Annotated in this window: 14 protein-coding genes; 10 read left to right on the top strand and 4 right to left on the bottom strand. The window is 50.8% G+C overall.

What is annotated here, in order from left to right:
* Positions 1-87 precede the first annotated feature (87 nt).
* Both AC3WQ3_RS06940 and AC3WQ3_RS06935 read left to right on the top strand, forming a co-directional pair.
* The gene (locus AC3WQ3_RS06940; protein ID WP_336780383.1) at positions 88-3,264 is read left to right on the top strand and encodes a GNAT family N-acetyltransferase; all 3,177 of its coding nucleotides are present in this window, start codon (positions 88-90) and stop codon (positions 3,262-3,264) included.
* A complete protein-coding gene (locus AC3WQ3_RS06935; protein ID WP_336780384.1) occupies positions 3,251-4,129 on the top strand; it encodes an amidohydrolase family protein in 879 nt (292 codons plus the stop codon). Before AC3WQ3_RS06940 ends, AC3WQ3_RS06935 begins: the two co-directional genes overlap by 14 nt.
* A gap of 329 nt (positions 4,130-4,458) precedes the next feature.
* Here the strand turns inward: AC3WQ3_RS06935 and AC3WQ3_RS06930 are convergent, their stop codons facing one another.
* Entirely contained in the window at positions 4,459-4,782 is a 324-nt protein-coding gene (locus tag AC3WQ3_RS06930; protein WP_492471838.1) for a hypothetical protein, read from the bottom strand.
* 106 nt (positions 4,783-4,888) lie between these two features.
* Positions 4,889-5,284 (bottom strand): hypothetical protein, encoded by a 396-nt coding sequence (locus AC3WQ3_RS06925; protein ID WP_492471837.1) that lies wholly within the window; start codon positions 5,282-5,284, stop codon positions 4,889-4,891.
* Positions 5,285-5,606: 322 nt separating this feature from the next.
* Here AC3WQ3_RS06925 and AC3WQ3_RS06920 point away from each other — a divergent pair, with 322 nt between their 5' ends.
* Positions 5,607-7,637 (top strand): methyl-accepting chemotaxis protein, encoded by a 2,031-nt coding sequence (locus AC3WQ3_RS06920; RefSeq protein ID WP_336780387.1) that lies wholly within the window; start codon positions 5,607-5,609, stop codon positions 7,635-7,637.
* A gap of 172 nt (positions 7,638-7,809) precedes the next feature.
* Here AC3WQ3_RS06920 and solA read toward each other — a convergent pair whose 3' ends face one another.
* Together solA and AC3WQ3_RS06910 are read right to left on the bottom strand one after the other, a co-directional pair.
* Positions 7,810-8,967, bottom strand: a complete 1,158-nt coding sequence (solA, locus tag AC3WQ3_RS06915) for an N-methyl-L-tryptophan oxidase (protein ID WP_336780824.1) — start codon at positions 8,965-8,967, stop codon at positions 7,810-7,812.
* Positions 8,968-9,184: 217 nt separating this feature from the next.
* Positions 9,185-9,547, bottom strand: a complete 363-nt coding sequence (locus AC3WQ3_RS06910) for an iron-sulfur cluster biosynthesis family protein (protein WP_336780388.1) — start codon at positions 9,545-9,547, stop codon at positions 9,185-9,187.
* Positions 9,548-9,771: 224 nt separating this feature from the next.
* Here AC3WQ3_RS06910 and AC3WQ3_RS06905 point away from each other — a divergent pair, with 224 nt between their 5' ends.
* The 7 genes from AC3WQ3_RS06905 (at position 9,772) to AC3WQ3_RS06875 (ending at position 19,900) form a co-directional block, all read left to right on the top strand.
* Complete coding sequence (locus tag AC3WQ3_RS06905) at positions 9,772-10,665, top strand: metallophosphoesterase family protein (RefSeq protein WP_492471836.1); 894 nt, start codon at positions 9,772-9,774, stop codon at positions 10,663-10,665.
* A gap of 291 nt (positions 10,666-10,956) precedes the next feature.
* Positions 10,957-11,985, top strand: coding sequence for a LacI family DNA-binding transcriptional regulator (locus tag AC3WQ3_RS06900; RefSeq protein ID WP_127538762.1), 1,029 nt, complete (start codon positions 10,957-10,959; stop codon positions 11,983-11,985).
* Positions 11,986-12,166: 181 nt separating this feature from the next.
* Entirely contained in the window at positions 12,167-13,438 is a 1,272-nt protein-coding gene (locus AC3WQ3_RS06895) for an ABC transporter substrate-binding protein (protein ID WP_336780390.1), read from the top strand.
* A gap of 83 nt (positions 13,439-13,521) precedes the next feature.
* Complete coding sequence (locus tag AC3WQ3_RS06890; RefSeq protein WP_492471835.1) at positions 13,522-14,409, top strand: carbohydrate ABC transporter permease; 888 nt, start codon at positions 13,522-13,524, stop codon at positions 14,407-14,409.
* A complete protein-coding gene (locus tag AC3WQ3_RS06885) occupies positions 14,402-15,247 on the top strand; it encodes a carbohydrate ABC transporter permease (protein ID WP_336780391.1) in 846 nt (281 codons plus the stop codon). The genes AC3WQ3_RS06890 and AC3WQ3_RS06885 overlap by 8 nt, the downstream gene beginning before the upstream one ends.
* A gap of 82 nt (positions 15,248-15,329) precedes the next feature.
* Positions 15,330-16,829, top strand: coding sequence for a glycoside hydrolase family 30 protein (locus AC3WQ3_RS06880; protein ID WP_492471834.1), 1,500 nt, complete (start codon positions 15,330-15,332; stop codon positions 16,827-16,829).
* A gap of 83 nt (positions 16,830-16,912) precedes the next feature.
* On the top strand, positions 16,913-19,900 hold the full coding sequence (locus AC3WQ3_RS06875; protein ID WP_492471833.1) for a beta-galactosidase: 2,988 nt from the start codon (positions 16,913-16,915) through the stop codon (positions 19,898-19,900).
* The last annotated feature ends 135 nt before the right edge of the window (positions 19,901-20,035 follow it).

Raw genomic sequence — 20,035 nt, 5'->3', positions numbered from 1 at the left:
ATCATCTCTGTGGCTATCGGACAAGGTCGGGTCATTACGAACGAGTACCCAAGACCACCCTATACATATAGCAAAGGGGATAGAGACATGGCAGTCACCTCAAATCTAGAACAGATCCGCATTATCGAATACGATCACTCCTACGCTGCCGCACTGGCAGACATGTGGAACCGCAGCAATGAAAGCTGGGGAGGAGGGACGAACCAGAGAACGGAAGATACCGTACGCCGGGAGATGGAGAGTTCGTCCAATCTGCATGTGTTTCTCGCGGTTCATGAGCATGAAGTGGTTGGCTTTTGCAGCTTTGCCCACTACCGTTTCGATGAAGGTGCGCTGTATGTACCGTTACTGAACGTGCGTCCCGATTATCACGGCCATAAGGTCGGACGCAATCTGATTCTGAACGCCGTTCGCAAAACCGTGGAAGCGGGGTGGCCACGCCTCGATCTGTTCACGTGGGCAGGCAACACCAAGGCTGTGCCGATGTACAAGAAATGCGGTTTCTTCTGGGAGAAAAAAGAGGACAATGTGCACCTGATGAACTTCATCCCGACCGTCTTGCAGACCGAAGCGCTCGCTCCATACTTCGAGGTGTTGGACTGGTATACCGCTAGTACGCGTGAACTCGTTATTGAGCCGGATGGTCGGCGTGAGCGAGGCTTTGATTTCTTCGATTACACTTGGAAAAAGGGAGACATCTCCTTGCGCGCCGAGTTCGAGAAGTCCGGTCGCGGCTTGACCGCACTCGACACGCCAGATTACGTAATCACTACAGAGATCGATGACCATGATCTGGTGTTTGGCTCCACATACAAGGTTCGCTACCGAATCAAGAACTGCTCAGCATCTGAGCTGACGATAGAAATCAAGGGGCAGGACAACAAAAATATTCGCTTTGCTTTGCACACCACAAGAGAAGTGGCTCCGGGGGAGACGATCGTTGTGGAAGGCGAGTTCCATCTGGACCCGGTCACAGAGGAACAGAACCTGATGAAGACCCACCCTGTTGTCGCCAGTACATGGCTGATTGGCGGCAGGAAAGCGGAGTTCCGTATAGGCGTTGCACCGAAGTTTCCAGCCAAGCTGAACCTGGTGCTGCCTGCGAAGGAACTGTACACGGGTGTCCCCGCAGAGCTGGTTCTGAACGTGAAGAACAATTATGATGCCGAGGCCGAGTTTGCTTTTGACCTGCCCGAGGATGATTTTCTGGAATGGACAGAACCTTCGATACGCCTCACCGTGCCTGCGAAGGGTAAAGCCTCGATACCCGTATCCTTTATCCTGCGCTCGTATGGAATTTATTCGAGGAAGGTGGAGGTGACAGCTGTTCCGGCAGGTCACCAGTCAGTCGTTTTCACAAGTAAACTCTCCGTCCTGATGAAGGGAACCCAAGGGCGTTATGGCGGAGAATACGGGGATCAATGGGTAGCTGTGAATGGTGCATTCTCCCTTCATATGAGCAGACAGGATAATACGATGTGGATCGAGTATCCGGGCTCTCACCATACGTTCTGGTGGACCTATCCGAAGCTGGGTAAGCCGTTTGCCGAGGAGTTTTCCAAGAAACAAGCCAAAGAAGTCAACATCTATCCCGAAGGGGACAGTCAGGTTTTTGAAGCTCTCTATGAATCGGAGGACTTTCCTGGGTTGCATATCAAGTCTGTGGTCAAGTTGTTTGCCAGCGGCATTGCGGAATTTAACCACGAAATAATCAATACGCGCAGTACAGATCTGGAAGAGGATGTAAGTTTAATGACCAACTTCGGATTCTTCGGGAATCGGCTAATTCTGCCGTACCAAGGTCGGTACGTGGACATGGGTGATACGTATTCCAGCGATCCGGGCCATTGGGATAGTGCCCAAATCACGGAGAACTGGCTTTTCTGCAAGGAAGCGTACGGAGCATGTGGTATCTATTGGGACCCTTCACTGAAGCTGCTTCGTCCGGAATATACACTGGGGCTGGAGCATGACCTTGGCAGGATGCAGGCAGGGGCTGTTGTACAGACCAAGAAGACTGTATTTGCGTTGAACACTTTCGTGAAGTGGCAGGATTTCCGTTCTTTTGCACGTAAAGAGCGCGATCGGATTGTACCTGTGCTGGATGACCATCTCGAACTGGCTCTGGGCGGTGGTAATCCATTTGAGGGAGGGAAGCTGCAGGCCGAATGGATGGAGCGAAAAATGATACCACTAGCCGGAAATCTGGAGCTGTATGCGCAGAACGGCAGTGCATCGGAGTATAAAGTTGCAGATATGGAATTAAACCGGGAGCAGGACCTTCGCTCTGTACAGCTGGAGTTCTCCCCTGAGGAAACCGTGGCAAAGGAAAACAGTGAACATGGCTGGAAGATTCGAGCCGTATATCGCGGGGAGGATCGGATACAGGAACGGACCGCTCTCTGGATTCCGAAGACGCAATCCGCCGTTGACTGTGTGATTGAAGAAGGTCCGGCAGGTCCGGTGTACACGGTGAGCAATGGAGTTCTCTCAATAGCAGCAGCACCCGGGTTCGGAAGTGTTGTGCATTCCTTGATGTATCAGGGAGAGGAATGGCTGGACAGTTCGTATCCGGAAGCAGCACCGCGTTCCTGGTGGAATCCGTGGTACGGTGGGCTTGGCGTGGGAATCCCCGGCATAAATGGTTTTAGCCGTCAGCAGGAGCACCGAAGTACAGCGTGGACGGAGCAGAAGGATGATCACGGAAACATCTGGACAGGAATCTGCATGACGACCCGGATCGAGAAGCAGGAAGCGAATCGGGGAATCACAGTACAACAGCGTTACCTCATGCTGCCTGGCGTGCCAGTTCTCTGCTCGCTGCATTCGGTGACGAACGAAACCGGATTGATGCTGGCGGACTACTCGCTTACGGAAGATCATTTCTTCAGGCCTTCACCCATATTTGCCGAAGGTTGGGTGGAACATCCCGAACAAGGACGGTTCTCCTTGGGGAAGGTGGATGCGGGTCTTCAATTGAAGGGACTCTTGCGAGTAGGTGCAGTTTCACGTAAAAACATGCTGCATGCCGTTGATGCCTATCCCAACCATAATCCGTCGGTATATGTGAATAACCAGGTACTCAGCCACAATGTGCATCAACATCTGCCGGTATCCAATGGGGAGACTGCCTGGATGAAACCAACTTATCTGGTCTTAGGGCAGATTCCTCTGAATGCGGAAGATGTCCGCAGCCTGTTGAAGCTATCTTTTAGAAACACGACTGGTGTAAAGGTAAAGGAGAACACTCATGCCGATCATTGATATTCACATTCATCTGTCTGACATTGACAGCTTCCATCGAACGGCGATCGATCTGTCCCAAGTCGATTACTCTGCCGCCGGTCTTAAGGCGGAGTTTGATAAAAACGATGTCATTCTCGGTATTGGCATGGGAGTAACCGAGCAGACCAAGGGAGCCTTTCCGGACTCCAGTTCACCGAACCCAATGGGACTTGATCTGGAAGAAACGGTTCCGCCCTTTCTGATGGAGTGCGTAGGTGTCAATCCGAACCAGCTTGGCGGTGAACACGCACAGGAAGAACTGGACCGCATTGAAGCAAGGCTGCAGGCTCCCGAGGTAGCGGGAATCAAGCTGTACGCGGGGTACTATCATTACTATGTCCATGACAAGATTTATACTCCGATCTATGAACTGGCAGCCAAGTACAATATTCCCGTCGTGATTCATACGGGGGACACCTACTCGATGAATGGATTGCTGAAGTATGCCCATCCGCTGACTGTGGATGAGCTAGCTTATCAACAGCGAGGAGTGAACTTCATGATCTGTCATTTGGGTGATCCCTGGGTGATGGATGCCGCCGAAGTGGTGGCGAAGAATCCTAACGTATATGCTGATTTGTCCGGCCTTGTGGTGGGGGATCGTCCCCATTTTGAAAGATTCATGAATGAACCGCTGTTCATGGACCATTTCCGCCGGGCGCTGGTGTATTCCGATCACTACGAGAAAATGCTCTTCGGAACCGACTGGCCGCTTGCACCGATCGATCTGTATGCCGAATTCATCCGCAGGCTTGTGCCGGAGCAGCATCATGACAAGGTGTTCTATGAGAATGCATTCCGTTTATTTCCCCGCATAGAGCAGCGAATTGCACAGCTGGGTTAAGAAGAAAGGTTCAAGGAATATATTTATAAGATGATAAATATTCGTAATATGACGTTTGCGTTCACTATGATCGTTCACTATGAGTTATCGATCGCACAAAAGCTCCCGCCACATATATGGCAGGAGCTTTTTTACTAGAAGGATTTAGTATTACGTTAACCAAGCATCTTCACTTCTCCATTTAACGCTATGTTCTTCTCTGTCAGCAGTAAGAGAACTGATCCGATCTATTGAGAAAGTCTCCTTATAGAACAATCGGAGCCCCAACCGATCTGAACAAGAGCAATTTTCTGCCACAGAAAAAATCTAGTTACGTTACCAGATTTCATTTACATACGAGCCTTTTTGGCAGGAATTCGAATGGCCGATGGCTCTTCCTTGGGACGTTTTAAATACTCTTTGCTCGGCTTATGCAGCAGAAGGAACGGGATGGAACATAGATATAACGTTTGACCCCAGGTGGGAGGCAGGGTTATGCCCAGCAGTAACGCCAAAATCAGCGCAAATATAGTTCTGGTGTACCTACGTTGGGAGATGCAAACCACGATCCAGATCGCGGGAAGGCCAAGCAAAATAAACCGGGTAATGGCATCCGCTAGTACAACAGGAGCGTTATCCAGTGTGCCGCTGAGAAACAAGGAGATTGCTTTCAAAAGGGAGTACCCCTCATAGACAACTTTGAGGCAGAGTAGAGAGTAAAAGGCATTAAACCATTTTGGCATTTTCATTCTATTCACAGACTCCATTCTACAACTAAATCTATACTTGCAAATCCCGCTTGGAATACTGCCGCACATGAGCCTCCTGCTTGAGATACATCTTGCTCGGCTTGTGGAGCAGGAGTACAAGCAGCATGAACAAATGCAGAACGACTAGAAAATTTTGAAGCAATCCGGCAGTGAACAAAAAGGTTAGACTCATGAAGGTCATGGTCAGTTTATATCTTCTTTTTGCAATGAATATCATGGTCAGAATCGGGGGGCCCAGGAACAGCAGGATGCGGGTTCCCGCACTCGTGAAGTAAGCAACCTGATCGGATAGCGGAAACGCGGCGTAATCTGCACTGTGGCGCAGCATATCGTAGATTACAAAGCCTGTGGCAATTCCCATATAGATCATCTGTACCCCAAGCAGTGAGCGTATAACGTTTAACATTGTGGGCATTTTTGTATTCAATTTCAGTTCTCTCCCTAATAAATATGTAGTTCTTTGATTATACGTAAGTGATGTCATATTTTGTATTAAACCAAAGTCTATATTTGCTAATCGGTTGCTCTCTCCTTTGTCCTAGAAAGATCCTGGGGAAAGGGCGTCAGAGGTACTGCATGAATATGAAAACATCAATGCAAATGTTCTATATCACTGAACAATTCACAGATACATACCGATATAAAGAAAATACATAAAAGTTGGACTACAACATGATGAAAATGGAAGGTGAAATGGATTGAAGTTATTCGGTAAGGTGAAGGGAAGCATGGCGAACATGTCCTTCAGGGTCAGGTTGCCGCTGATGATCAGTGTGCTGGTATGTATCGTTTTGGTAGTTACGGCGATCTTATGTTACAGGGTTGCAGAAAATATTACGCTGGACAAAAGCAAAGATGAGATTAAGGCGACTTCCGATCGGATCGGGGCGGGATTGTTCACTTCCCTTACTCTGGAGGAGCAGTCAACGTTTCTCATTACGACCCATCGTACATTTGAAGAATTGCTTCAGATACGGAATTCGGGAGAACAGAGCGATGATGCATTTTTCGCGGAAAACAGTGAACTGATTGACAAAGCGAGTGGCATATTGGCAGACAGTCTTGCAGGAATGGAGGGCAACAGCAATATTATCTTGCTGGACAAGGAAGGCATTATTGTTGCAGCGAATGATCCGACAGCCCTCAAGGGTGAACGTGCAGATCGGGATTATTTTAAGCAGGCCATTCAAGGGCGGAATGTCATCAGTGAAGGGATTATATCCAAAACGCTCGGAACGCTGGGTACAGCATTCGCCATGCCGATTTACAATGATGACAATCAAGTAGAAGGCGTGTTGGTATCTACTGCAACCACCTCGTTCTTCGTCGACCAGCTGCAGAACATCGAAATCAATGAAAATGGTAGTGTTATCATCCTGGACCGTGTAGGTACGGTGATGTTCCATTCGTCAGATGATACATTGGCAGGCCAGAAGATGGAGTCAGGGGAGTATCAGACATTGCTTAATCTGCCTTCAAGCGAGCAGCTGCAGCAAGGGGAAGTTAGCTCGGAAGAAAAAGTGGTATTCTACTCCAAAATTCCGCGCTCGGATTGGACGGTCATTGTGGAGGATTCGTACGAGGACGTGCGAAAGCCGCTTGTATCCATGGCGAACAAAATGTATATCGTGCTGTTTAGTGCCATTGCGGTTTCCATCGCAGCTGGAATTCTAATCTCGCTCATGGTAACGAGACCGATTACGAGATTGAACGCTTTGTTCAGACAGCTCGCAGGTGGAGATCTGACCGTTCAGGCAGAAGGAAAATACAGCGGGGAGTTCAAGGATCTGGCGGACAGCTTCAACACGATGGCGGGTACCAACAGGCAGTTGATCTCCAGCATGAACAGCTCCATTGGTACGTTGAACACCAGTACAACCGAGCTGGATCAGTCCACGCAGCAGACTTCAGCATCCATTGCGGATACCACGACAACGGCAATGGAAATTTCGCGGGCCATGGAATCACAAGCAAGTGATACGGAATCCATCGTGGATAAATTTATGAACGTAGGAAGCAAGATTGCCAGTGTGAGCGAGAAATCGCAGGCAGTGAAACGTAAAGCCGATGAGATTACCGATGCATTTGAAAACAATCATGAGGTCGTCGATAAGCTCATTGCCGTGAATAATCAGAACGAGGCTGAAGTTGGAAATATCTCTAAAATTACGGTGCAGCTCGCCGAGAGTTCTTCGGGTATTCATCAGATTACAAGCACCATTGCCGAGATTGCGAATCAGACGAAGCTGCTTGCACTCAATGCTTCCATTGAGGCAGCCAGAGCAGGCGATCAGGGACGCGGCTTCGCCGTCGTTGCCTCGGAGATCCGTAAACTGGCAGAGCAGACAACCGCACAGTCGGAGGACATCAAGCGGATTGTGATGCAGACGATTGAACATGTCGAGCAGAACAACCGCAGCGTACAAGCCATTGAGGCCATTGCGGAACAGCATAAGAGCAGTGTTGGCCAAACCAAGGAAACCTTTACGTTTGTCACGCAAAATATGCATGAAATCATGGACCAGGTACAGGCCATTGCTTCCGAGATCGAATCCATTGAGCGTGACAAGGATGATGTCCTTGGAGCCGCACAGAACTTGTCTGCTTCCGGTGAGGAAGTATCGGCTTCAGTTGAGGAAGTGACCGCAACGATGCAGGAGCAAGCGGGGATGACAGAGCATTTGGCAGAGATGGTACAGACCATTGATACATTGACCAAACGGCTTGCAGCGGAAGCGGCGAAGTTTAAAACGAAATGACCCAATGAATGAACAATGAAGTAACCAAAATAAACTAAATAAAATGAAATAACCTATCTGCTTTAAGCAAGTACCACAAGAATCATTTATAATTATTAAAAGTGTTCATGAAGAAGACGTGCAAGGACGCCAATCGATAAGGATTGATGATGTCCCTGCACGTCTTTTGAATTTATAGTGATGATGAGACGCCGGTCTTGGTGAATCGGGACAGGGCAAACCGTCCAATATCCTGATCCGTATGTCCTGTCTGGACCAGATCGGACAGGATCTGGCCTATTGCGCTTGCGAATTTGAATCCGTGACCCGAGAATCCGCCTGCCAGCCAAACATGCTCATGCAGCGGGTGACGATCAATAATAAAGTCCTCGTCAGGCGTCATTTCGTATTTGCATACACTGCCACGCTTCAATTGACCTGCCGCCTGTGGCATTCGAAGCTCAAGCAGCCTCCGCAGTTCACCCTCGTCCGTTTCATCCGTTCCGAACGGTGTCTGTGGTTCTCCTGGCGCCCATGTAGGTCCTGTATCATGACGGCCAATCTTCACTCCGGCCCCGCCGATGCTGGGGAATCCGTAATAGATCCCTTCCCGTTCGGATATCGTGAAACCAGGGAAATGTTCTTCGCCGAACAATGCTTCCGGTGCATCGAACCATCCTACCGTTTTGCGAACGGCCCGGATCGGGAGATCCACAAACGGTTTCAATGTCTGAAACCAGGCACCTGTGCTGAGTATGAGCTTACTTGCGTGATACGTATCTCCTCCAGCAGTTTTTACGGATACGGACTGAGGTCCGCACTCGACATGTTCCACAGGAGTATGCGTCAGCAGCGTGGCTCCCGCTTGTTCTGCGGCTTGTCGATACGTCTGAATACAGCGTTCACTGAACAGATAACCAGCATCCGGTTCGTACATGCCTTCATAATGTTCAGGTATGGTAATCCCTGACCAGCGATCCATCACTTCATTGGCACGCAGCATCTCATACCGGACTCCGGCATCATCTGCATGAGTCAACCGGTCGCGAAACGTATGGAATTCTGGATCAACCAGGTTGATGACTCCTGAACGAACAAATAGATTATTCCCCGCTATATCCTCCAGCTCCTGCCATAGATTCTGGGCAAGAAGTGCCATCGCGATGTAATCAGGTCCCCCGCTGTATACATGGCGAATCAATCGTGACTCTCCATGATGGCTCCCTTCGGTATGGGGGGGATCAAAAGCATCAATCATCAGGGTTTTAACCCCGCTTCGTGCCAGATAATAACCTGCACTCATCCCCATGGAGCCTGCTCCAACGATAATGACGTCATAGAATGGTGTGATAAGAGCTCCTCCTCTCGCGGATTGATTAGGCTTAATTAGCTTACATGATAATGTAGACGCGAAAGCGAGTTTGGTCAAGAGGCAGCTTGGAGGAGGAAGGTATTACAATAAAGGAAAATTCGATAATGCATAGATATTCCATGCCTTCCATAACAAAAGCCGGTCGCTCCAACGGAGTGCCGGCTTTTGCATATGTGGTTAAGCGTAGTAAAATAAATCAGCGGACAAACCAACTGAGCGGCTCGGGTGAAGAGTTGGCCGTATCCCGAAGATCATGGACCTTGACATGGCTGCCGTAGATCATGGAATCACTGGTCAGCCGGTACGAAGGAAAGCTGTTCTCCGATTGCAGACGCAAGTTGGACTCGAAGTATATCTGCTGCTGTTTGTTGATGAGAAAAGGGAGCGCACCGGATTCAATCGGAATGTCATCACTATCCGGTTCGTTAACGATCAGGAGGACCGCAGTGCCATCGCATCCGCATCCATCGGTGTCATAAAACAGCTTTAAATAGCCTGGCTGATCTCCCAGCATCGCGTTAAGTCTGGATTCTGCCAGCGGGCTGACCTGAATGATCATAACGTAAGTTCACACTCCTCTAATCACCATATGAATTCGCTTACAATCTAATATATGGGCGAGTGATGTAAAATAGAAGGAGTATCCATGCAAAATCAAGGAAAAATGAAGACGAATTTGCTCCATGTACAAGCTTGGAAGTCATACATAAATCTTAATAGCAGTTTAGAGTACTTCTATACAAAAACACGGACATTTTTCGTCAGCGAAGGAGGCAAATTTGCATGAAAATCTTGAAGCTGAACGACCAGCCGATCGAACCGTATGATTACCTGAATGCCATCCCCGGGGGAGAGGTCGCAGAGGCGCAGCTGCCCATATATCATGGTACGGTTTCCGGGCTGCCGGAGGGTATAGATGCACTTATTGTGGCTTCGGATCTGCAGGGCATTGTGCCTGTGCCCCGGATGGAAACGCACACGATTGCAGCCAATGCAGCTGCTGAATCCGACATGGATGCATTGCTCGGTGTGATGCTGCCCGCTCATGTACGGCTGCTGCTAGAGGTGGAATGGCCGGAGGTTGATCCGGATCGTGTGGGAGTGTTATTGTGCGGAGACCTGTATGGCCGACGCGGCAAAAGGGGAGCAAGCGGCAATCCGGTTCCCGTCTGGCTTGCCTTCCGGGAAGCCTTCGGCTGGGTTGCCGGCGTGGACGGCAACCATGATCTCACCGATGAAGCAGGCGCTCATCGGCTGCACAGCGGCGAGGGCATCCACTACATGGATGTCCCAGCCGTCATTAACGCAGGCCCGCCACCAGGTGGCCCTGCGTCGCATGCTGCCGCCCAGTCACAGCTGCTGCGCATCGCTGGCCTGGGCGGCATTATCGGCAGGCCTGACAAGCCGAACCGGCTGCCGGAGAAGCACTACCTGCAATCCCTGAACAAGCTGCTGAAGCAGCATCCGGATTGCTTGCTGCTGCACCAGAGCCCGGGCATTCCCGAGCTTGGGCTCATGGGCGAACCGCTGATCCGGCAGGCCCTGGAGGCCGGGCCGGAGACGGTTGTCTTTTGCGGACATACCCACTGGGATACGTCCCTTGTGCAGCTGGAAAACGGCACGCAGGTCGTGAATGCCGACAGCAAGCTGTTTATTTTGACACGCTATATAAGTTGAACTAACCACTTACACAATAACGGAGAGGACAGAACCAATCTGTAGAAGCGTAGCGTTCGCCTAAAAGCTTTCTGCAAGAAAGCTACATCGAAAGCATACGCTTATCCCCGGATTTTCCCCTTACTTCTAGTGAATCAGAAAAATCTGAGGATAACAGCGATCGGAAGATGGTTCTGACCGCGTAGTGATCCAGTGTAAAATGATTCGCTCACCTGAGTGAAACCCATTACATCGCCCATCCTTATCTGGTATGATAAGCAGGAAAATTAGAGACAAAGGAAGGTTCCACTTATGACACCGATCACCATTTATGACATCGCAAAAGAAGCAAACGTATCTGTTGCGACCGTCTCCCGGGTGCTCAACGATACGGCACCCGTACGGGCAAGCACGAGAGAGAAAATCATGTCGATTATCGAGAAGCACCAGTTCCAGCCCAATGCGCAGGCACGAAGCCTGATCAAGAAAGAGACGGGCACGATTGCCATCATCCTTCCGGACATTACCAATCCGTTCTTCCCGGAAGTATTCTGGGGTGCCGAGAATGAGGCACGTGGCTTGGGATACACGTTCTTTCTGTGCAATACGGCGGGGGATTACAACCGGGAGTCCGAGTATCTGTCCATTTTGCGCGAAAAGCGGGTGGATGGCATTATTTTCCTCGGGGGAAGAATCAACATGCAGCATTGTCCGGACGACATGGCTCAGGAATTGATCGACATGGGCAAACGCATGCCGATTGTATTGGTCAATGGCAATATTCCCAAAGGAGGTTTCCACCGGGTTTACACGGATGAAGCGGCAGGAGCTGTACTCGCTGCGGAACATTTGCTGGAACTGGGACATCGGGACATCGCTTTTGTAGGCGGATTGAGAGAACTGTCCACAACAATGGTCAAGGTCAGGGCCGTGCAGAAAAAACTGCGGGAGCATGGACTCGAAATTCCGAAAGAACGCCAGCTGCTCGGCAGTTTCTCCATCGATGACGGCAAACGGGAGATGTCCAAGCTGCTGGAGCAGGACAATCCACCGACAGGCGTCATCTGTGTAAATGATTACACCGCCATTGGTGCGATCAAGGCAACGATTGAACATGGTCTGTCCATTCCGCAGGATATTTCCATCGTGGGATTCGATGATACGCCGCTGGCCAGTGCGGTTATTCCGGAACTGACGACCGTGTCACAGAATACGTATCAGCTTGGCAAGCTGGCGGTGGATAAGCTGCACGAGCTGATTAATCAGGGACAAGCGAAGAAGCAAACCGTGCTGCAGCCGGAGCTGATTATTCGTCAGAGCACCGGTCCTGCCAAGCGATAAAGGGACGGACATCTGGAAAAGAAAGCGTTGACATTCCCTCGAAAGGTGAAATATAATGAGTCCGTAAATGAAACCCCTTTCATGAAGTGGAACGGGTTTTAATTTTAAGCTTTATGAAACCCATTTCATGAAATGGGTTTCAGTGTGGTCATCCATTCATTATTTCGAGGGGGCGTACCGTATGAGAAGAAGTTTAAAGGTCATTTCGTTATTGATGTTGGTTATGGTTGTGGTTCTGACAGCTTGCAGCAGCGGAGACGGCGGCGATTCAGCTGGCGGGGCCGGAGGCAAGGTTGATCTGAGCATGACGATCTGGGGCTCGGAGGATGAGAAGAAGATTTACCAGGAGAGACTCGACATTGTGAAACAGACCTATCCCGATATTAACGTGAAGCTTAACGTGGTTGCAGGGGATTATGACCAGAAGGTACAAACCATGATCGCGGGGGGAACTGCACCCGACATCATGATGATTGCCGAGAACTATCAGGCGTACGCCTCCAAAAATCAGATCATTCCGCTGGATGAGATGATCCAGGCGAACAATGTCAACATGTCAGAGCGCTACTCCGATGACATCGCGAACCTCATGAAATACGACGGCAAGCAGTTCGGCATGCCGGACCGCGCAGGCGCGATGGTGCTCTTTTATAACAAGGATCTGTTCGACAAGGCTGGGGTAGAATACCCAACCAAGGACTGGACCCAGGAGGACCTGCTTGAAGCAGCCAAGAAGCTGACGGTGCAGGAGAACGGCAAGACGGTTCAATGGGGGTACTACCCGGGAAGCTGGTGGCCGCAGTGGATGCAGCTGATCTACCAGAACGGCGGGTCGTTGTTCGACGAGAGCGGCAAGCCAACCTTCAACACGGAACCGGTGCGTAATGCGCTGCAATTCATGAATGACCTGATCTTCACGCACGGTGCTGGACCGACGCCGACGGAGATTGCCGATATGGGCAATATCGGTGCAGACCCGCTGTTCGCTCAGGGCAAAATCGCGATGGAAACAACCGGCTTCTGGAACATCGGTTCACTGGCTAAGGTGGAAGGCATCAACTGGGACATCTCCCCGGTATGGGGTGAGACGAACGCATTCTTCAACGGCTTCACCATCACGAATGCATCGAAACACAAGGAGGAAGCATTCAAGATTATTGAAGCACTGACGACACCTGAGGCACAGATGCCGATGATCAAGGCAGGGCAGGATGCACCGGCTACGAAGGCGGGACTGTCCAGCGATGAATTCCTGAATGCCGAATATGGCGGCAAGAAGATCAACATGGCTGCGTTCAGCGAATCGACCATTTATGCAGAACCATTCAACCCGCAATGGAACGAAATGATGAAACTGATCAATGACAAGCTTGGCGTCTACTTCAACAACAAGGCTTCACTGGATGATACGGTAACCGAAATTCAGAGTGGGCTGGAACGACTCTACAAATAGCATGGACAGGGGGACAGATGGAGCGCAGCACATGAACTTGTGCGGATCTCCATCTGCTCTCTACGTCATGGGGAGGGCTTAACGTGAGAAAAAAAGACGGGAAATGGTTTTATCTCTTCATCTCGCCTTGGCTGATCGGTTTCCTGGGGCTTACCCTGGGTCCGATCCTGTTTTCCATCTATATGAGCTTCACCAACTGGGATCTGTTCCAGACCCCGGAATTTATCGGGTTCGACAACTACAAAACGCTGCTCACCGATGATCCACTGTTCTGGAAGTCCGTGGGCAATACATTCTTCTATGCATTGATATCCATTCCACTGGGCATGTCGATCTCCCTCTGGATCGCCTATTATCTGAACAAAAAAATCAAGGGTATTACCTTTTTTCGTATCTTGTTCTATCTGCCGTCGGTCGTACCGGTCGTAGCTAGCTCGCTGCTCTTCATTCATTTGCTGGCACCAACCGAAGGGTTGATTAACAAGGGTCTGTCCATCTTCGGCATTCCGGGTCCAGCATGGCTGCTCGATCCGAACTGGGTCAAACCTGCATTGATTCTCATGTCCCTCTGGGGCGTTGGGGGTGGCGTGGTACTGCTGCTGGCGGGTATGAAGGGTATTCCCCAGGAGCTGTACGAGGCTGCTGCCATTGACGGAGCCAAGAGCACACAGTCCTTCTTCCATATTACCTTTCCGATGCTCACGCCCGTCATATTCTTCAATCTGGTTACCGGGATGATCGGGGCACTGCAGACGTTCGCACAGGTGTTCATTGTTACAGCGGGAGGCCCTGACAATGCGAGCCAGATGGTCGTTCCCTACCTGTTCCAGAATGCATTCCAGTTCTACAAAATGGGCTACGCCTCAGCCATAGCCTGGGTGCTGTTCATTATCATCATGGCACTCACCCTGGTTGTGTTCCGTTCATCGGCACTATGGGTGCACTACGAGGAGGGAAAAGCGAATGAGTAATCCATCCACTGCGGAGAAAACGATATCCTACATATTTCTGATTCTGGTCGGGGTGCTGCTTGCTTCGCCCTTCCTGTACATGATCTCGATTGCACTGGCGAGTGACGCAACCACGGTGAAGTCAGCCTTTACATTTGTGCCGCTGGAGTTTCAATGGTCGAACTTCTACACGATCTTCACCAACAACAACCTGGGCACCTATTTGAAAAATTCAATCATCATCACCATATTCACCATCGTGGGCTCGGTCCTGTCGGCTTCCATCGTTTCTTACGGCTTCGCTCGCATCAAGGCCAAAGGCAGTCGGTTTCTGTTTATCGTCCTCCTAAGCACAATGATGATTCCGGGTGAGGTCACCATGGTGCCGCAGTTCATCATCTTCCGTCATCTGGACTGGATCAATACATTTTATCCGCTCATCGTACCGAGCTTCTTCGCAGGAGCGTTCAACGTATTCCTGATCCGTCAGTTCGTGATGAGTATTCCGAAATCACTGGATGAAGCCGCGATGATCGATGGTATGGGACATCCGGGTATCTACTGGAAGATCATCATGCCGCTGACGTACCCCATCCTGGCGGCCATCGCCATTTTCTCGTTTTCCTATAACTGGGGGAACTTCATGGGGCCGCTCATCTATATCAATGATCCGGAGAAAATGCCGCTCGCGCTTGGCGTTCAGCTCCTGACTACCGTTGGCGGCGGGCAGATGCCTCCTTGGAACCTGGTCATGATTGCTTCCTTGTTCTTGACCATTCCGATGGTACTGGTCTATCTGTTCGGACAGCGTTATGTCTATGAAGCCAACATTAGCGGGGGCAGCAGCGGAATCAAGTAACGGGGGGTACGTACAATGATTGAACCTGTCGTGAAAATCAGTGGATGTCATGTTCGTGCATGGAGAAGGGATTGGGTGAGCCATGGCGGATAACAAACAACGCAGCAGCCGCAAAAGGAGCTATACCCTGATCGGTATGGCCCTGATTGTGCTTCTGGCGGGAGGAGGAATCATCGTGAATCAATTTGCCAATGAAAAATCCAAGATGCTTGCATTTGAGGGTGAGCCCGTACGTCTGCAGCTGGAACAGTCCTATGACCATTTTGAAGGATGGGGAACGTCGCTTGCATGGTGGGCTAACGATCTGGGGGGATGGAAGGATCAGGCGAAGGTCGATGAAGTCATGGATCTGGTCTTTGATGTGGACAAAGGGCTGGGACTGAACATCGTCCGTTACAATATCGGCGGAGAAGAAAACCCGGAAATGAAGGCGCTTCGCCCCGGCGGAGATGTTCCCGGTTTCCAGCCTGAACCTGGCGTGTGGGACTGGAAGGCGGATGCAGGGCAGCGGTCGGTATTGCAGGGCTCCCTGGAACGCGGAGTAAACATCGCTGAAGCGTTCTCCAACTCACCACCGTATTGGATGACGATCAGCGGATCGGTAACGGGTGCCGTAGACGGCGGCAATAACCTGCGTGAGGATCAGTATGATGCCTTTGCCGATTATCTGACCGAAGTGGTGAAGCATTACCGGGATGAGTGGGGCATTACGTTCCGGACGCTTGATCCCCTGAATGAACCTTCCTCGGACTGGTGGAAAAAAGGCAATATGCAGGAAGGCAGTCACTTCAGCAACGACAAGCAGGCCGAGATTATCCAAAAGGTGGCTGCATCGCTGAAGAGCAAAGGATTGGATGGTACGGTCATCAGTGCTGCGGACGACAACAGCATTGATGAAACCGTGCACAACTTCAGCATCTATGATCAGGATACGCTGGATGTGATCGCGCAGATCAACACCCATTCTTATAATGGAAGCAAAATGGAGGAACTGCGCACCCTGGCGGAGCGGCACGGCAAGAAATTGTGGATGTCCGAGTATGGCACGGGAGGCAGTGAGCCTCACCATCACGAAGATATGACATCGGTACAGGAACTGGCGGAGCGGATCATGTTTGATCTGAAAATCATGCAGCCTTCTGCCTGGGTCTACTGGCAGGCTGTTGAAGATGAAGGTGCCAATAATAACTGGGGCTTCATCCATGCCAATTTTAATGGGGATGAGCAGTATGAGATGACCAAACAGTATTATGGCATGGCTCAGTTCACCAAGTACATTCGTCCGGGGACGAAGATTATACCGACCGATGATGGACGCACGCTGGCTGCCTATGACGCAGAGCGCCAGAGACTGGTGCTGGTTATCCGCAATGAGCTGTCTGCCGGAAAAAAGGCATTTGATTTGCAGTCTTTTGATATTGGGAATTCATCCACGGCACAGGTGTACCAGACCTCACCGGACCGGAATATGGAACAGCTTGAGGACATTCCGGTGTATGCCAATGGAGTGGAAGTGCCTGTGGCGGAGAATTCCGTGACCACCGTGGTTCTGGAAGGTGTAACGCTGAAGGCGGGCGAGTAGATCGAACTGACGCAGATCCATTCGCTTGATTAGGATAGACGAATGACATATGAACTCAAACATTTAAGAAGGAGGGGAACGCTTTGACAGAGAAACGATCCCTTTTGCTTCATGAGCAGGAGAAGAATACAGAACCTAGGGCTGACAACCGTGTTACTTCGGAATGGAGTTATGACCGGCATAGCTTCATGTGGAATGGACAGCGCGTATTTCTGAACAGTGCAACGGTTCATTACTTCCGGATGCCAAGGGAAGAGTGGAGAGAGGTATTGGTTAAGGCCAAACTGGCCGGCATGAACTGCATCGATACGTACTTTGCCTGGAACGTTCATGAGCCTGAGGAAAAACAATGGAATTTCGAAGGAGATCGTGACTGTGGGGCTTTCCTGGATCTGTGTGCCGAACTGGGTATGTGGGTCATTGCACGTCCAGGACCGTTCATCTGTGCAGAATGGGATTTTGGCGGATTTCCTTACTGGCTGGCAACGAAGCCGAACGTGAAATTCCGTGAAAACAACGAAACCTATCTGCACTATGTGGACCTGTACTTCGACCGGATTATACCGATCATCCGTGAGCGCCAGGTTTCCGCTGGAGGCAGCGTCATTCTTGTTCAGGTGGAGAATGAATACGGGTATCTGATGGATGACGCCGCAGCAAGCGATCATATGAACTGCCTTAAGGATGGATTGCTTCGCCGTGGAATCAATGTCCCGCTCATTACCTGTGTAGGGGGTGCAGAGGGAACGATCGAGGGGGCCAACTTCTGGTCGGGTGCTGACGGGCATTATGCGAAGCTGCGTGAGAAACAGCCGGATACGCCGAAGATGGTTACTGAGTTCTGGACCGGATGGTTTGAGAATTGGGGGGGACCCTCTGCCATTCAGAAAACGGCACCATTACTGGAAAAGCGGCTGATGGAGGTTCTCCGTGCCGGGTATACCGGAATCAGCCATTACATGTTCTATGGCGGGACCAACTTTGGCGGTTATGGTGGTAGAAGCGTGGGCAGTAGCGACATATTTATGGTCACTTCGTATGATTATGATGCACCGCTGAATGAATACGGGCGTGTGACGCCGAAATACGCGGTAACGAAGAAGTGGTCCTATTTCTTGAACGCGTTCGGAGCGTTCTTCATGGAAGCCGAAGAGATCCCGGAAGCTGAGATGAGCCCGCGCTATCCCAAAGGGATCTCCATACGAGGACGGCGTTCTGGCGACCAGACGATATGGTTCATGGAGAGTCACCTGGATGAACGGCAGACACTGCCGATTACGCTGGATGAAGGACGCACCCTTCCTGTTGCTTTGGGCCCTGGACAGATCGTTCCGGTTTTTGACCGAATTCGGATTGCAGATGATGTTTTCCTGACGGGTGGTGTGTGGATTGCAGGCAACGAAATGGTGAATGGTGAACGGACGTTGTTCATTGTGGGGGATACGGGACAGCGTTCGGTTGTGGAACTGGAGGCTCCGTCCCTGCGAGTGATAAGCAGCAGCATGCAGCTGCTCCTGGATCACGATCCGGAAAGTGATGTCCGGCGCCTGGATTTGTTCCATTTCCGTGAACCCGGGACAATTCGTCTGGAGGTTGGCGGTGTCCCGCTCCGCATCATTGTACTGGACAGTGAAGCGATGGACAGAACCTGGAGAATCGAAGGCACGGATCAGGAACAACTGCGTTATGTGATCGGGGTGGATGATGTTGACATTCTGCCATCCGGGCAGGTCAAGGGCATGATCTCCGATCCGGACCGGTCCATGCTGCTGCTCGGTGGCTGGCCCTCTGGTGAACAGATGCTGACTGGACGCGAGTTCATCCACCCGGATGCTGCAGTGGAGTCCGGTCGTGCGGAGGATACGCAGGATTACTATGCGCCCAAGGGCGCTCACCATCAGGAGCTGCCCGTGCTGCCGATGCCTCCAAGATTGTCTGAATCCCCGGACGTAGCGCGTATCAACCTGGAAGCAGCGGCGCAATCACCAAGCGGTCATCCGGAACACTTCGCGGAGTACGGGCAGGATTACGGATATCTGCTCTCTGAATGCGACTTTCACAGTGAGGATGGAGGTGCGAGCAATCTCATTCTGCCGGATCTTCAGGATACGGCCAGAGTATACGTGGGTGGCGTGGAACAGGCGCTGGTAAGACAGGTTGGTGCGGCGGCGATCCCGGTGAGGACTGTGAAAGGAACGAACAGGCTCCAGATCCTGATTCAGCACATGGGAAGGCTCAATTTCTCGCCACATTTGGGTGAGAGCAAAGGATTGGCGGGCCCTGTGTATCTTGGCGGCTCCGTACAGGATATCCGGCGGGACTGGCACGCAGCAAGTGGAATTGTTCATCTGGATGAAGTAAATTATCTGGAGGAACATCCGCTTCTCAGCCGGAGTATCACGCTGGATGGCATGGACCGTGCCATTCTTGTTGGAGCTGTAAGCAAAGGGCTGCGGATTAATGGCATCGATGTACCGCTCGAAGGGTATCAGGACTGGTTTTCATTCCATACGGTGGATCTGTCACTTTATTTGAAACCGGGTGAGGTCAACACACTGGAGATGCCTTATAGCACCAGCCCTCTGAACCGATTGGAGCTTATTCTGTACCGAAATGAAGATGAGCTGACAGACTGGCGCATGGCTGGCAACGAAGCACTGCTTCCCAAGCAGTGGGCAACGCTGGGTACATTCGATGAATCGGCCGAGCCTATGGAAACCAAGGATGTCGTTCAGTATAGTGGCAATCGTATGGCCAGCCCGCTGATTGATCGTTCATATGGCCAGCCGGTGTGGTACCGCTGGAAGTTCTCCCGGCCTGATGTGCCGGAACATTACCGAGTGAACCTGATGGTTCGGCTTACCGGAATGAGCAAGGGAACACTCCATCTGAATGGACATCATCTGGGCCGATATTGGCAGATTGGTCCGCAGGAAGATTACAAAGTTCCTGTTTCCTGGCTTCAGGATGAGAATGAACTGCTCGTATTTGACGAGGAAGGCTGTGCACCTGATCGAATACGACTTCTGTTTGATGAGCCGTCCCGATACCCATGGGTTGTAATTGAGTAACCATCAAGTGTGAATAGGCACGGTTAACCGTGTGCAGCAGGACTCCTTGTTGAACAGTACGGTGATTTGTTTCTATCATCTGCTGTGCAATATAGGGGTCTTTTTATCATGATTTTGGTACAATGGATAGGAAAA

Source organism: Paenibacillus sp. FW104-T2, from assembly GCF_058789975.1.
Note: the sequence above shows the minus strand (reverse complement) of the source record. Positions and strands in the feature narration are given on the sequence as shown.